The 15,338-nt window shown below is 37.3% G+C and carries 14 protein-coding genes and 1 riboswitch; of the genes, 5 read left to right on the forward strand and 9 right to left on the reverse strand.

What is annotated here, in order from left to right:
- Nucleotides 1–348: 348 nt before the first annotated feature.
- Nucleotides 349–1,164, reverse strand: coding sequence for a YitT family protein (locus GXK58_RS06355; protein WP_160720980.1), 816 nt, complete (start codon nt 1,162–1,164; stop codon nt 349–351).
- Nucleotides 1,165–1,368: 204 nt separating this feature from the next.
- Nucleotides 1,369–1,558: riboswitch (Lysine riboswitch) on the forward strand.
- A gap of 148 nt (nt 1,559–1,706) precedes the next feature.
- Here GXK58_RS06355 and GXK58_RS06360 point away from each other — a divergent pair.
- Nucleotides 1,707–3,191 (forward strand): amino acid permease, encoded by a 1,485-nt coding sequence (locus GXK58_RS06360; RefSeq protein WP_237389584.1) that lies wholly within the window; start codon nt 1,707–1,709, stop codon nt 3,189–3,191.
- A 66-nt stretch (nt 3,192–3,257) separates the two neighbouring features.
- Here the strand turns inward: GXK58_RS06360 and GXK58_RS06365 are convergent, their stop codons facing one another.
- Nucleotides 3,258–3,476 carry a helix-turn-helix domain-containing protein gene (locus GXK58_RS06365; protein ID WP_160720982.1) on the reverse strand — a complete coding sequence of 73 codons (219 nt, stop codon included), beginning with the start codon at nt 3,474–3,476 and terminating at the stop codon, nt 3,258–3,260.
- Nucleotides 3,477–3,623: 147 nt separating this feature from the next.
- On the opposite strand from GXK58_RS06365, the gene GXK58_RS26970 reads away from it, so the two are divergent.
- Nucleotides 3,624–3,797, forward strand: coding sequence for a hypothetical protein (locus GXK58_RS26970; protein ID WP_202171307.1), 174 nt, complete (start codon nt 3,624–3,626; stop codon nt 3,795–3,797).
- A 57-nt stretch (nt 3,798–3,854) separates the two neighbouring features.
- Here GXK58_RS26970 and asnS read toward each other — a convergent pair whose 3' ends face one another.
- Complete coding sequence (asnS, locus tag GXK58_RS06370; protein ID WP_160720984.1) at nt 3,855–5,246, reverse strand: asparagine--tRNA ligase; 1,392 nt, start codon at nt 5,244–5,246, stop codon at nt 3,855–3,857.
- A 360-nt stretch (nt 5,247–5,606) separates the two neighbouring features.
- On the opposite strand from asnS, the gene GXK58_RS06375 reads away from it, so the two are divergent.
- Nucleotides 5,607–5,837, forward strand: a complete 231-nt coding sequence (locus GXK58_RS06375; protein WP_160720986.1) for a hypothetical protein — start codon at nt 5,607–5,609, stop codon at nt 5,835–5,837.
- Between the two features lie 14 nt (nt 5,838–5,851).
- On the opposite strand, the gene GXK58_RS06380 is transcribed toward GXK58_RS06375, so the two are convergent.
- The gene (locus GXK58_RS06380) at nt 5,852–6,316 is read right to left on the reverse strand and encodes a GNAT family N-acetyltransferase (protein ID WP_160720988.1); all 465 of its coding nucleotides are present in this window, start codon (nt 6,314–6,316) and stop codon (nt 5,852–5,854) included.
- Nucleotides 6,317–6,404: 88 nt separating this feature from the next.
- On the opposite strand from GXK58_RS06380, the gene GXK58_RS06385 reads away from it, so the two are divergent.
- Nucleotides 6,405–6,539: a BA3454 family stress response protein gene (locus tag GXK58_RS06385; protein ID WP_160720990.1), complete on the forward strand. Its 135-nt coding sequence runs from the start codon at nt 6,405–6,407 to the stop codon at nt 6,537–6,539.
- Between the two features lie 53 nt (nt 6,540–6,592).
- Here GXK58_RS06385 and helD read toward each other — a convergent pair whose 3' ends face one another.
- Nucleotides 6,593–8,920 carry an RNA polymerase recycling motor HelD gene (gene helD / locus GXK58_RS06390; RefSeq protein ID WP_160720992.1) on the reverse strand — a complete coding sequence of 776 codons (2,328 nt, stop codon included), beginning with the start codon at nt 8,918–8,920 and terminating at the stop codon, nt 6,593–6,595.
- Between the two features lie 189 nt (nt 8,921–9,109).
- The gene (locus tag GXK58_RS06395; protein WP_160720994.1) at nt 9,110–9,841 is read right to left on the reverse strand and encodes a hypothetical protein; all 732 of its coding nucleotides are present in this window, start codon (nt 9,839–9,841) and stop codon (nt 9,110–9,112) included.
- A gap of 479 nt (nt 9,842–10,320) precedes the next feature.
- On the opposite strand from GXK58_RS06395, the gene GXK58_RS06400 reads away from it, so the two are divergent.
- On the forward strand, nt 10,321–12,714 hold the full coding sequence (locus GXK58_RS06400; RefSeq protein ID WP_160720995.1) for an immune inhibitor A domain-containing protein: 2,394 nt from the start codon (nt 10,321–10,323) through the stop codon (nt 12,712–12,714).
- 37 nt (nt 12,715–12,751) lie between these two features.
- Here GXK58_RS06400 and GXK58_RS06405 read toward each other — a convergent pair whose 3' ends face one another.
- The 3 genes from GXK58_RS06405 to GXK58_RS06415 all read right to left on the reverse strand — a co-directional run bounded on the left by GXK58_RS06405 (nt 12,752) and on the right by GXK58_RS06415 (nt 15,317).
- Nucleotides 12,752–13,240, reverse strand: a complete 489-nt coding sequence (locus GXK58_RS06405; protein WP_160720996.1) for a L,D-transpeptidase family protein — start codon at nt 13,238–13,240, stop codon at nt 12,752–12,754.
- A 65-nt stretch (nt 13,241–13,305) separates the two neighbouring features.
- On the reverse strand, nt 13,306–14,808 hold the full coding sequence (locus GXK58_RS06410; protein ID WP_237389585.1) for an aminotransferase class V-fold PLP-dependent enzyme: 1,503 nt from the start codon (nt 14,806–14,808) through the stop codon (nt 13,306–13,308).
- A gap of 161 nt (nt 14,809–14,969) precedes the next feature.
- On the reverse strand, nt 14,970–15,317 hold the full coding sequence (locus GXK58_RS06415; protein ID WP_160720998.1) for a hypothetical protein: 348 nt from the start codon (nt 15,315–15,317) through the stop codon (nt 14,970–14,972).
- Nucleotides 15,318–15,338: the final 21 nt, after the last annotated feature.

Consider the following 15,338-nt stretch of genomic DNA (forward strand, 5'->3'; position numbering starts at 1 on the left):
TGAGACTCCTCCTCATCTGCTGTAGCTCCAAAGTTCTCCCGACTTCAGGGGTTGAGACTCCTCCTCATCTGCTGTAGCTCCTAAGTTCTTCCGGCTTCAGGGGTTGAGACTCCTCCTCATCTGCTGTAGCTCCAAAGTTCTCCCGACTTCAGGGGTTGAAGCTCCGACTCTCTGTCGTAGCTTCAATGGTCTTTCCTCTTCAGAGCTTGAGACTCGACCTTATCTGGCAAAGCTTGTTTCATTTTTCTAAGGTCATACGAAAAAGATACCAAGACGAAAATAGTTATGCAGGTTGTTAAACCAGCATAAATTAAAAAAAAGGCCTGAACGATTGGCCTTTTTTATGGATTAAAAATGATTTTTTCTATGAAACAAACCCATTACTTCAATGGTTTCCGTTATATTTACAAAAGCACACGGATCCACCTCTACAATAAGATTTTTCACTTCATTTAATTCATACCGAGTAATTACCGTTATGATAATGTTACGTTTATCATTTGAATATGCGCCTATCCCGTCCATGATAGTTAAACCTCTGTATACATTGCTAAGCAGATGTTCCTTCAACTCTTGACCTTTATCTGTGATAATCATTAAGGTCAGTTTGGCATGGTCTGTATAAATAGTATCGACTACTTTTCCAGTCAAATATATAGATACTAATGTATTCAGAGCCGCATCCCAATTAAAGAGAAACCCGCTAATCACAATGACAACCGCATTCATCCCCGAAAGTAAAACACCAATAGGAAAATCCTTTTTCCGTGAGACAATCATTCCAATAATGTCAAAGCCTCCAGTAGACCCAGATGAACGAAAGACAATTCCTACACCTAAACCTGTTAAGATACCTCCAAATATCGATGATAGGATCGCATCCTTCGCGATTGGAAATAAAGGAACAATGTAAAGGCCAACTGAAATGATCACAACAGACAAAATGGAATTCATAATGAACTTCTTCCCAAGCATCTTATAACCAATAATGATAAGTGGAAGATTCAATAGGAAGTTTGCCAAACCTGTATTAAGCGGGGTAATCATCCCTAAGATCATTGATATTCCACTTAATCCGCTGCTCAAAACCTCGTGAGGAATTAAAAAAAGGTTAAATGCCACCACTACAATGAGGGAACCGACAATCACTCCAATAATCTGCATGGCAATCCTCCTGCATCCCAATAATTTCTATTTTTTAATGATACTGATTCTCCAAATCAAAGTAAACTTAATAGTTTTTTTCTAATAGCATAAATAGTCTGTTTATTTAGATTTGACTGATTTTAAATCGACACATTGACAAGATTAAGAGATCAATGATACTTTAGTAGTATATTATTTTAATAGTAAAATCCTCATCAAAACCGATGAGGTAGAGGTCGCGGCTTTTATTAGTAGCACGGACGAGATGTAGAGACATCCTTGACTCCGTTTGAAAGGAACAGCTGCCGAAGTGTGCTTTCTTCTCTGTAAAAGCATGCTGGGTCTGTTTTCGAATAGGAACAGAACTGTCACGTTTGATCCTACCAAGCAAACGTGTTGAGCTATCTTTCGGAAGGTATGATGCGGGGTATTATAAATGCCATCGACTCTGCTTCGATGGCATTTTTTATTCCAACACTCCTTCTTGAACTAGAGTCCGCAAGCAGCCAAGCTTGTGTAAGTTAGCTTCATTCTTATTAAAAATGAAAAGGAGTCTTATTATGCAATCACAAACAGCAAGACCACTAGAAGACATTAATTCTGGTAATCATACAGCTAAAAAGGATTCGAATGAATTAAAACGAAGCTTGAAGTCCCGTCATTTAACGATGATCTCACTTGGCGGAACTATTGGAACAGGGTTATTTCTTGCCAGCGGCGGCGCAATCCATTCTGCCGGTCCGGGTGGTGCTATTCTTTCCTATCTTGTTATTGGAGTAATGGTTTACTTCTTAATGCAAAGCTTGGCAGAAATGGGCGCATATATGCCTGTGGCCGGAAGCTTTAGTACGTATGCAACAAAATTCGTCGACCCCGCCCTCGGCTTTGCACTTGGCTGGAATTACTGGTATAACTGGGCAATTACAATTGCAGCAGAATTAGCTGCGGTAACCATGATTATGAAATTCTGGTTCCCACATACCCCTTCAATTATATGGAGTGCTATTTTCTTAGTAATTATGTTCCTATTAAACTATCTTTCAGTAAAAGGATTTGGGGAAGCGGAGTATTGGTTCTCACTTATAAAAGTAGTTACAGTCATTATTTTTATTGTCACAGGTACATTAATGATTTTCGGCATCATGGGAGACCAGGCAATTGGCTTTAAAAACTTCACAGTCGGTGATGCTCCATTCCATGGTGGATTTATGGCGATGCTCGGTATTTTTATGGCAGCCGGTTTCTCTTTTCAAGGAACTGAATTGTTAGGTGTTGCAGCAGGTGAAACTGATGATCCTGGTAAATCAATCCCTCGTGCGGTTAAATCTGTTTTTTGGCGTATTCTCTTATTTTATGTATTAGCGATATTAGTCATTGGTCTACTGATTCCTTACACCAATGAAAACTTGGCAAATGGTGACGTTTCTGTCAGCCCATTCACACTTATTTTTCAAAAAGCAGGTATTGCATTTGCTGCTTCTGTAATGAATGCAGTTATCTTAACAGCCGTTCTTTCGGCTGGTAACTCAGGAATGTATGCATCAACACGTATGCTTTGGGATTTAGCACGTCAAGGAAAGGCTCCTAAATTCCTTGGTAAGCTTAATAAAAATGGCGTTCCGGTTAATGCTTTAATCGTAACAACCTTAGTTGGAACCCTTGCATTTCTTGCCTCCTTCTTTGGTGATGGTACTGTTTATGTTTGGTTATTAAATGCATCCGGTATGTCAGGATTTATTGCATGGCTTGGAATTGCCATCTGTCATTATCGCTTCCGCAGAGCTTATGTAGCACAAGGAAAAGACCTTAACTTATTACCGTTTAAATCAAAGCTTTTCCCATTTGGCCCGATATTTGCCTTTGCAGTTTGTGCATTTGTAGTACTTGGACAAAATTATTCCGCCTTTATGGGTGACCACATCGACTGGAATGGTTTATTAGTATCTTACATCGGCTTACCTTTATTCCTTATTTTATGGCTGGGATACAAATTCACTAAAAAGACTAAAGTTACACCTTTAGCAAAGTGTGATTTAGAGGTATAAAATACAGCAAAAAAACAGACTTGAAACAAGTCTGTTTTTTTAATACCTTTTAATAATAACCGTGCTCTACTTCTCGTCTGTTGACCAGACATATAAGTCTTCAATCTGGCAATTTAATTCCTTTGAAATGGTCATTGCAGAATTAAGGCTCATTACCTTTTTAGACAAGTAGTTGTCAAGTTGACTTTTAGGAATGTTTGTATTTCTTTCTAATCCATCAAGAGTCATACCATTTTTTGATAATAACTCTTTGAGGTTACTTCTTTTCGCTTTATAATTTGTCAAAAATGACACCTCACTTTAGTAAAGCATACCATAGTTGCATTATAATGGAAAGGAGTACAGCCTTGATTATTCTTTTTGTTGATTCCATATCCTATTAGATAGCATCTTTGTGTTATACTTAATGAGGAATCATAAAGGGGTGTGGAAATGAAAGGCACAAATAACCTATACACTACTGGTCAAAATGTTAATATTATTGAAACAGGTGAAGTTGTCACGATTCTTAAATGGCAATATGTGAAAAATATGAAGCGGTATTCTTATATTGTTAAAGAACACCCTAGTACATTTTATTTTGAAGAAGAACTGCAAAATATATAAAATAAAGAGTACACAAAGAAAAAGAAGATCCCGCGGATCTTCTTTTTACTTTTATGATTAAAATTCAGCATTACCTGTTGTTCTTGGGAAAGGAATAACATCTCTAATATTAGACATGCCTGTCAAGTACATGATTAAGCGTTCAAAGCCAAGGCCATAACCCGAGTGCTTGGTTCCGCCATATTTTCTTAGTTCCAGGTACCACCAATAATCTTCTTCATTCATTCCTAGCTCTTTGATTTTTTCAGTTAAAATCTCTTCACGTTCTTCACGCTGACTTCCACCGATTAATTCCCCAATTCCTGGTACAAGTAAATCTGTTGCCGCAACTGTTTTGTCGTCTTCATTTAAACGCATATAAAAGGCTTTGATTTCTTTTGGATAGTCTGTCACAAATACAGGGCGTTCAAAGATTTTCTCACACAAATAACGTTCGTGCTCGGTTTGCAGATCAAGTCCCCATTCAACTGGATAGGCAAATTTTTCTCCAGATCTCTTCAATAACTCAATAGCTTCTGTGTAAGTAACACGACCAAAATCTGCTGTATTTGCCTGATTCAATCGATCTAACAATCCTTTTTCAATAAAACTGTTAAAGAAGTTCATTTCTTCCGGAGCTTGTTCCAATACATAACTTATTACGTATTTTACCATTTCTTCAGCTAAGTCCATGATATCTGGCAGCTCTGCAAATGCAAGCTCAGGCTCAATCATCCAAAATTCAGCCGCATGTCTCGCTGTATTGGAATTTTCCGCTCTAAATGTCGGCCCGAAGGTATAAACATTTCTAAATGCCAGGGCAAACGCCTCACCTGAAAGCTGACCGCTAACAGTAAGATTGGTTTCTTTATTAAAGAAGTCTTTTGTTACATCTGTTTTTCCTTCTTCGTTCTTTGGAAGATTGTCCATATCCAATGTGGTTACACGGAACATTTCACCTGCACCTTCCGTGTCACTGCCCGTAATAATTGGTGAATGGACATAAACAAATCCTTTATCTTGGAAAAATTTATGAATGGCGTAGGATGCTAATGATCTAACCCGGAAAACAGCTGAGAATGTATTCGTTCTTGGACGCAGATGGGCAATTGTTCTTAAATACTCGAAAGAATGCTTTTTCTTTTGGAGCGGATAATCTACATTAGAGATTCCCTCAACCACAATTTCAGTTGCCTTTATTTCAAAAGGCTGTTTTGCTTGAGGTGTATGAATAAAGTCTCCCGTTACTTTAATAGAAGAACTGATTGGAAGCTTTGAAATTTCCTTAAAGTTACTTAATGCCTCGTCAAATACAATCTGTACTCCTTTAAAAAAGCTTCCATCATTTAATTCAATGAATCCAAAAGTTTTAGAATCACGGATCGTCCGAATCCATCCTGATAATTGCACCTTTTGATCAATATAGCTATCTGTATTTCTGTACAAATCTTTTATTAGGGTCTGTTTCATTCTTCTTCCTCCTAATTCGTATGTAAAAGGTTTAGTTAATAGCCAGTTATATATCCAGAAGAATAATAAAAAACCTCTCCTCCCAAAGGGACGAAAGGTAGAATCCTGACTAACATCATTTATCTTTTATCCCTTCAATATTATACAAAATACCACATCCTTTAAGCAATATCCAACAAATTATTCATTATATTAGAAAATTAAATGATTTTCCTGAAAACCTTTACAATACCTTTCAACTTTTTCCTGCATTTCTCAACACTAATTTTTTACAATTCTCAAGCTTTATAGAAGGATTTATTTAAACTAAGAGCGAATAACTATGCTATAAAAACAGAATTTATGTTTGGAGGGTACAAGATGGACAAGGTTACCTGTATTGCTTATCTTCTTTACAATACTTCAAAGAATCCACTCATAAAAGAAAAGGCCATTCAACTATTGAATGGCGACGTGTCTATCCATGAACTAAAGAAGGATCCATTATTTAAGACCCATTTAGTGATGGCTGAATCATTAATAAGAAAAAACAAAATTGATAAGGCGCAGGTCAATGGCTTTGTAGATGAGTTTATGGTTGTCGAAGTTTAATCATAGGCAAGAAATTAGATTTGTTTTTCATAACATAATATACCACTTCCATTTTGAGCACTAGATGTTATATAATAGACAAACCCTAAAGATTCCCAAAAGTGCTGTGCTTTTGTGTTCTCTTGTAAGATGCCTAACCGAATTTTATTCAACCCTCTACTCCGCATCGCACTTTCATATTGCTCATATGCCTGTGTCCCAAAACCATATCCCTGATAATCACTGTGTATCATTAATAATCCGAGCCAAGGAAAAGAATCTTTCGGATTTTCAAGTATGTAATCTATCACTCCAATGTAAGTATCGTCAAGCTTAATAAAGCTTGAGATTGTCTCTGGATTCATAAATTCCTTTTCCATTTCTGTTAGTGAACGGGTTTCAATCCCGTTTTCCATTAGATTATATGGACGATTCGAATTAGTTATTTCGAGGGCGATATATAATGACTCTTTATTTATTTCTTCAAAGCCGATCGACATACTGTTCTCTCCCTTAGATAGTATGTTTAATATTATACCAATTCCCACATCTAACATTAATTATTTATTTAAAAGAAAGGTGATATAAATGGTACAAGTAGACATTACTGTTACTTTAGAAGGAAAAAGCTATTTGACGAATGTGATCGCACATCGTGAAACTTCTGAAGATGAAATCTTCCGTCTTGCGATGGAACAAGTTCAAAAGCAATGGAAAAAATAATAGATTAAAAAGCGGCAGGATTGATGAGAAGCTCCCTGCCGCTTTTATTTTTATTAAACCATTTCATACAAATTTTTACTTACATCACTCATCAGTGGACTAATTTCTTTAGTAGCAAACATATGCAGAACATGCATCGGGCGTGTACAAACGGTATAAAATAATTTTCGTTCACTCTCCGTTTGATAACAGGAACAATCGTGAAGGATTACCGCATCAAATTCAATTCCTTTTGCCAGGTAGGAAGGGATGACATTAATTCCCTTTTCATAGGAGACCGTGCCCTTTTCAATAAGATGAAGCGGTATATTATTGACTTTAAGTTCCTCGAACAAGGCTTTACTCTCGGATTCTGTCCGACAAATAACGGCAATAGTTTGGTGTCCATCTGCTCTCAACTCTTTGATCTTTTCAAAGATTTCATCATTTAATTTTGATTGCCTAACCTGTTTTACTGTAGGCTTTTTACCCCTGCGGTTAAAGGGTTCAATTTGGTTCCCGCCCACAATCAGCGCACGTGAAAATTCGACAATTTCCCTCGTTGAACGATAAGTCTTGGTTAGAGTAAAAGTTTCAATTTCCTCATCTTGAACATTTAAATCAGTTAAAACGGTCTCAGCACCCGTCGCTCCAGAAAAAATGGCTTGATTAAAATCCCCTAGCAGTGTCATCTTACTGTATGGAAAAAGCCGTTGGATAAAAGCAAACTGAAAAGGGGTATAATCCTGGGCTTCATCAATAAAAATATGGCGAATCGCTGTATTATTTTTTCGTCCCTCCAATAAATCCTGCAGATAAACGAGCGGTGTTGCATCTTCATAGGGAATAAATTTATCTTGGACTTGATCAATGGTCTGCTGACATATATCTGGCCAATTTTTCGGAACAGCTTTAGCAGGCTGCTCATCTTTCTTAAACAATTGCAGATAAATTTTTGTGAGATCAATAAATTTCAGATTTTTCACTCTGACAAATAAGGGTTTGAATTTTTCCTTCACTACCATTTCCGCAAGCAGCTTTTGTTCCATTTCAAAATCATCGAAGGTATGTTCGGTAAATTGATTTTTCTCTTGAAGCTTTTTAAAAGCCTCCATATAGTCCTCTTTTTCAAGGTATTGAACCTCTTCCTCTACCCAGCTGCGAGAACGTTCCCGTTTAACTGCTCGCTTTAACTCTTTTAACAACCAATCCTTTACAAGCTGAATTCGATTCGGAATTGAATAACTGCTATCGAGCCCATAGAAATATTCACTAATTTCCCTCTTTGAAATAATAACATCGCCTCGAAAGGATAGATCTTTAAAGATTAATCCACGAGAAGATAGTTTAGCAGCATAATGATCAATCATGTTTCTAAAGTTTAAACTTGCTTTAAAACGGATTGCATCAAGTCTAATCTGATCATTCTCCATTCCCGTTTCCTCAAGCAAATACTCCATTTGTGAAAAAGGATCTTCCACATCGAAGGCTCTGCCCAATCGCTCAGTTAAATATTCTTGGAAGGTGGACTGCTGCATATTATCTTCTCCAAGTTCGGGTAATACAGTTGAAACATAGCTATTAAAAAGAGGGTTTGGCGAAAAGAGCATTATATTCTCGGCATTTAAAGTACCTCGATAGCGATATAGCAAATAAGCTACACGCTGGAGTGCTGCAGAAGTTTTCCCACTTCCCGCTGCTCCCTGAACGATTAGTATTTTGCTGCGTTCATTCCGGATGATTTCATTTTGTTCCCGTTGAATAGTGGCTACAATACTTTTCATTTGTGTATTTGCATTGTTACCCAATACCTCTTGGAGTATTTCATCACCGATTGTAACTCCCGTATCAAACATTGCTTTAATGTCTGAGTCCCGAATGATGAATTGGCGTTTTAAGGTCATTTCTCCTTCTATGGTTCCTTCAGGTATTTTATATTGGGCATAGCCTGGAGAGTAGTCATAATAAAGGCTGGAAATTGGAGCACGCCAATCATAGATTAAAAAGTTTTCCTCCTTCTCATCCATTAATGAAGAAATGCCCAAGTAGACTTGATCCACTCCATTCTCGCCCTCTTCAAGAAAATCTATCCGGCCAAAATAAGGGGAATATTTCAATCGGGAGAGTGTCTTTAAATTTTTATCCATGTGCTTATAAGTACGTTCACGTTCTGAAAGAAATTCGGCCTGCTGCTTAATACTTGCTGCAGTTTCGATTACATCATCTGGTTCATCGGTATTAACCGTTACATCTTCCCAAAAGCTCTTGCGAATTTCGAGAACATCTGATCGAACAGTACCAGTATTTTTCTGCAGACTTTTTATTTTTTGATCAATTACCTTCGTAACCAGTCCTATTCTTTCCTGCTCTTCTCGTAAGTCCTTACTTTGTATTTCACTCATTTAACCACTCCCCGATAATATATGATTTCGATCACTTGACAACACATATCAATATATGTTAATGTTATAATAGGGTTTTAAAAACTCAATTAAAAAATTGCGTATTATACCATCAGTTATTGTATCAAATTCACATTTTATTATCAATAAAAACATTTTACATATTAAAACGCCTCGGAGGCGTTTTTTTTATTTTCTTATATTTATTCCTTTTGCCATATCAGCGTTTATCCACTTTCTATATATCCCATAAATATACACCGCTGCTGCCTTAATTAAGATAAAGTTAAATAAGTTTATTTTTGTCTTTATTATTTTTACTTTATTAAAAATTTGTAATAAACAACCATCAAATAAAAGTATTCTAACTTTTGCCCAGCCACTATTCTCCTTTATTAAATTAAAGTAAGTAAATAATGAAATGGTTATTGAATATAACGGCGTGATAATAAAATGTTCCGTCCACCCATGGTATCTGCCCCACCCGGAACGGATTTTTCGCAAAAGAGCTAACAACAATAATATATTTGTTTCTGTTACCATAATCATTAGAAAGAATGAAATCTTACGGATTGCTACTTGTTTTTTGGCAATTAAATCATACCAGTAATCACTTATTAAGAAGTAAATCGGAAGCAGAAAAAAGGTATAAATTGTCCTCCACCAATTATGTTTATATACACCTAGTCTTAAAAAAACAAGCTCAACTAGAGAAAAATAAATACCACCAAAAATTTTCTTCCCCCACCCTGCTTTTGTAATAGTTAAGTAAACAGCAGTAAACGGGATAAAAATGGATTGAGACAAGAACCCACCAATAACATTGTCCAAATCATTATTTTTTACTACTTTCGGTTTATATTTGTAAGATTTAAATAGATTAAGGACAAAAAACTCTAATAAGTAGGCGAATCCCATCATCGATCCCAAGAGGATAGCTGTTGCTTTTTTATCCTTACTTTTATAAAAGCTTAAAACAATGAGGAAAGAATGGATTACTAACAAGATCAAGAAAGGAACACTTTTTTTATTTATTATCCTCATGAAATTCGACCGTCCTTAGCATTTCTTATTCACTAGTATTAGGAAAAAAACAGGAATTAATTAATAAATTTAATTACGATACTTTTGCTTACAAGAAGGTAAAGCTCTCCAGTTTGGAGAGCTTTTTTTGAATATTTTTTGAACTTATCCGAAATCCGCTGCTCAAATCCTTTCATTAAAATTCTCTGCTTTTTGATAAATTACCCTCTTATATTTAAATTTGCCGTCGAAGATCAAGTGGAATTTACAGATTATTAGAAAAAAAGCCGGTTTTTGCTGAAATGTTCCTATTGATATGTTTTAATTTTCAGAATAATATTTAATTTGCAACAAATCAATTTTAGGGGGGTTTAGCTTTGAAGAAACTTTTTAAAACTGGTCTAACAACAGCAGTGATGGCTGGTACATTGTTCTCCGGGTTTCCCGGTAATTATGTAAGCAGCAGCAGTCTTACAAGTGGGGAATTACTACATAAAAGTACTAGTAATGTCTCACAGTCTTACGGCTCGCTTGACTTATCAGTAGTAAATAAAGATAAATTGCTTGATTCATTAATTAAGCGCGGGGTGATACCGAAGGGTGCATCAACAGCTGAAAAAGAAAAAGCCTTACAAAAGTACTTAGTATTAAAAGGGCAGGAAGTAAATGCAAAAACTTCCGATCCTTTGGCGGCAAAAGTAAAAGCTGGGGATGCTGAAAAGCAACGCAAATTTAAGGATTTTACTAACGGGCTATTAAAAGGAAAAGGTAACAAATATGGCCAGTTAAAGGGTAATCCTGATCCTGTACAAGAAGGAACATCACCAGGTATCCAGAAAAAGGGAAAACTGTTAACTTTAATGGTAGAGTACTCAGATTTCCAACATAATAATATTAAGCCGGAGGAAACAGACAACTATTACTCTGATTACACACCTGAACATTATGAGGAAATGATTTTTGGAAATAAGGGTGAGTATAAAGGTCCCAATGGTGATGATCAGGTTTCACAAAAACAATATTATGAAGAACAATCAGGTGGTACCTATACCATTGATGGACAAGCTTTTGGTTGGTTGAAGGTTCCTGGTACGGCGGCCTATTATGGAGCGGATAAAGCATCGGGACATGACAACGTGACTCCAGGCGGTTCTAAACAATTAGTTATTGACACTTACGCAGCTGCAAAAGCAGCAGGAATCCCTTTAAAAGATTATGACTTAGAAGATCCACATGACCTTGATGGCGACGGAAACTTCTGGGAACCAGATGGATTAGTAGACCATCTTCAAATTATTCATTCTGGTATGGGTCAGGAAGCTGGCGGCGGGTCCAAAGGAGATGATGCGATTTGGTCGCACCGTTCTGCAAAACTTGTTGATCCTGACGGCCTCGGTAATGGATTACCAGGATTCTATGATTATACTATGATGCCTGAAGACGGTGCTACTGGTGTATTCGCACATGAGTATGGCCATGATCTAGGTCTTCCGGATGAATACGATACAGTCTACTCCGGTGCAGGAGAGGCAAATGAATATTGGTCGATTATGTCAAGCGGCTCTTGGGCAGGAAAGATTCCTGGTGCTGAACCAACTGGCTTCTCCCCTTGGGCTAAACAATACTTCCAATCTACACTAGGCGGTAAATGGACAGCCCCTGAAGTTGTTGAATGGAATGATGTTTCCACAAAAGGAACACAATTCTTACTTGATCAAGCCAATTCCCCACTTGGCCAAAACAATCAAGCCATCCGTGTGAATTTACCTGATAAGAAAACCCCTGTAAACACTCCAGCTACAGGAAGCTTTGAATACTGGGGCGGTCAAGCAGATGAGATGGATTCAAATATGGTTACGGACGTTGATTTAACAGGAAAGACTTCAGCCACTTTAACATTTGATGCTTGGTATGATATTGAAGAACAGTGGGATTTTGCTTTTGCACAGGTTTCAGTCGATGGAGGAAAAACCTGGGAATCACTAGGAAACAACAATACTAGATCTGATGTGGTTGCAGAAGGTTATCCAACTATTCTAGGCTCTATGCCAGGCTTCACAGGTAAGTCTGATGGATGGCAAGCCCAGTCCTTTGACCTATCTGATTATGCCGGTAAACAAATCAAACTTCGTCTCCGTTATGCAACAGATTGGGGTACATCACTTGTCGGATTTTTTGCTGATAATATTAAAGTAGTAGCCGATGGAAAAACAATTTTAGATGATGGTGGAGAAACTGCCTCTTCTCCATTTACTTTAAACAAATTCACAAAGATGGATGGAAATAAACTTACAGACCACTATTATTTATTAGAATGGCGGAACCAAAAAGGCGTTGATGAAGGTCTTGCCCATATTAAACGTGGAAAATCCTTAATGAGCTATGATGGTGGTTTAGTTGTGTGGTATGTCGACGATAGCTATACAGATAACTGGACAGGCGACCACCCTGGGGATGGTTTCTTAGGGGTTGTTGATGCACACCTTGGATCAAGCATTAAATTAAGCACGGGTACTGAGGCAATATCCCGCTTCCAAGTCGCAGATGCTGCGTTTGGATTAAACCCTACTTCGGGATTAGATATTACTTACCCGACTTACACAATTGATTTCCCTAGCCAGCCAGCTGTTTCACTATTTGATGACAATAAGTCTTTCGAAAATACGTTTTTACCTGATGCAGGCAGAAAGATTCCGCACTACGGACTGAAGGTACGTGTAAATGGACAAGCCAAAGATAAATCCGTTGGTTCCATCGTCATCTACAAATAAAAAAGTAATACCACTCCTTTTTTGGGAGTGGTATTTTTTATGGACGTATAGTCACACGGGTTCCATTAGGAACCATCCCCGCCAGCTGTAGCACATCCCGATTATACATTCTTATACAACCATGGGACACCGATTTACCAATCGAACTTGGATCATTCGTTCCATGGATTCCGTACCCTTGTTTTGACAGCGAGAGCCATAATACTCCGAATGGACCTCCAGGGTTATATTGTCGATTCACGATGACAAAATCACCTACTGGCGTTTGCGTTAGCATCTTCCCCACAGCAATAGGAAAAATTTTGACTAACTTTCCATTGTGATTTAATGTAAGTCTTTTTTTTCCCACTGATACTTGAATCGAATAGGGTATGGTACTTGGCTCAGGCAGACCTGGAATTTGAATTTTTTGTCCCACATACAAATGCCCGATACCCGGATTTGCTGCATAAAGACGTCTGAGGCTCACTCGATAGTTAGCTGAAATCGTTCCAAGTGTTTCACCGGGTTGAACGGTATGAATCATACTATCCCACCTTCCTGTGTTAGCATATTCATATACAATTTTTTGGTTGACTGTCATACAGAAGATTAATGAAATCTAAAAAATGGCATCATATCTTCCCGAAGGTGGTGAACATAAAAATAGTCATTACTGGACCGGTCATACACATAGTCCTGTTCCCAATCATCAATATTCTCAATAATTTCCCTAATCGCACGAATAAAAATTAATATTTCTTCATCTGTCATAATCGGATGGATTGAAAAACGTACCCAGCCAGGTTTCACATCCATTTTCCCTTGATTTATCTCATTAAAAATTTGTTTAGAAAGGTTCTTATCAATATTTAATAGATAATGGCCATAAGTGCCGGCACATGAACACCCTCCCCTTACCTGAATACCATACCGGTCATTGAGAAGACGAACAACTAAGTTATAATGAATATTTTTAATATTAAACGAAACAATGCCCATTCGATTTTTCATGTTTCCAGCTAATATTTGGACCTCTGAAAACTTTTCCAAATGGAAAAATAAAAGGTCCAGCAGCTCCTTTTCTCGTTGTAAGATATTTTGAATACCCATCTTACTTTTCAAATTTAAACAAAGTGCAATCCTTATCGACTGGAGAATTCCAGGAGTCCCCCCGTCTTCCCGCAGCTCCAAGTCATCGAAATATTGGTGCTCACCCCATGGATTAGTCCATAACACGGTTCCGCCTCCGGGATGGTCTGGAATTTTATTTGTATATATTCTTGAATCAAATACTAATACTCCACTTGTTCCAGGACCCCCTAAAAATTTATGCGGTGAAAAAAATATCGCATCCAGTTTCTCAAGCGGATCTTCCGGATGCATATTGATCTCGATATAGGGTGCAGATGCAGCAAAATCAACAAAACAAATTCCGCCATGTTGGTGCATGATTTTAGCAAGCTTGTGATAAGGAGTTTGAATACCTGTTACATTTGAACATGCTGTAAAGGAACCAATTTTCAGGGGTCGATCCCTAAAAATAAGGAGCAGTTGTTCTAAATGGTTAAGGTCCACCCTACCTTCCTTGTCTGGGTTGACCATTACGACCTCCCCGAGTGTTTCGAGCCAGGATGTTTGGTTTGAATGATGTTCCATATGGGTGATAAAAATAACCGGTCTTTCACTTTGTGAAAGTTGGACACGATTTTTCCACTTTTCTGGTACTCTAAGCCCTAAGATCCGCTGCAGCTTATTAACGACAGAGGTCATCCCAAAACCATCAAGGATGACGACATCATGTTTGTCTGCGTTTACATGTTCTTTAATTATTTTTTTTGACTGCTTATATAATCCGGTCATCTTCAAACTAGTAATATTCGATTCTGTATGGGTATTGGCCATAAAAGGTCCAATTTCCTTTATAATCTTCTGTTCAATCGGCTGGTATAATCGTCCGCTTGCTGTCCAGTCGGCATAAATGATGTTCTTTTTACCATAAGGAGTATCAAATTCCTGGTTCATCCCAATCACATGTGAGCGGAATGGTTGAAAATATTCTTCAAGACTTTCCGGTATCCGAAACGTTTTACTTCCAATGTTGGCCGTGATCAATTGTTCCACACCTCACATTTTTATTCTGTATTCAATATATGCAAGGCTGTTTTACACCGTTTATTTGTTTTTAAAACAAGAGAAAATGAACGAACGCGGGCATTGTTTTTTGGTAATAACAAAAACACCCAATCGACTGAACGATTGGGCTGATTAATTAATTAGTACGTAGTAATCTTGGCAGTTTCCTTTTTGGTTACCTCATCGATTTTTTGAATAAACATTTGAAAGACTCTTCTTTTTTCTTCCAAATCTTTTATGTTCTCTTTGAGTTCGTTATAGTTTTCTTCAAAAGGTTTATGATACATTTCGCGGATTTTTTCAATAATCTCCTCATTTACTGTTGATTGGATCACCTGTTTAGTTATTCCATACTTATAGGAATAAACCTTTAATTCTTGTGCCACCTCATCATATTCTTTAGCAATTTCAGCTAAAACTAAGGATATATCATCCTTCCATTCATCAAGTGATTTTTGTAAGTATGATTTTGCCAATGTTTCTTCCATAAGACACCCGCCCTAACAATT

Source organism: Bacillus sp. USDA818B3_A, from assembly GCF_009928415.1.
Classification (GTDB): Bacteria; Bacillota; Bacilli; order Bacillales; family Cytobacillaceae; genus Neobacillus.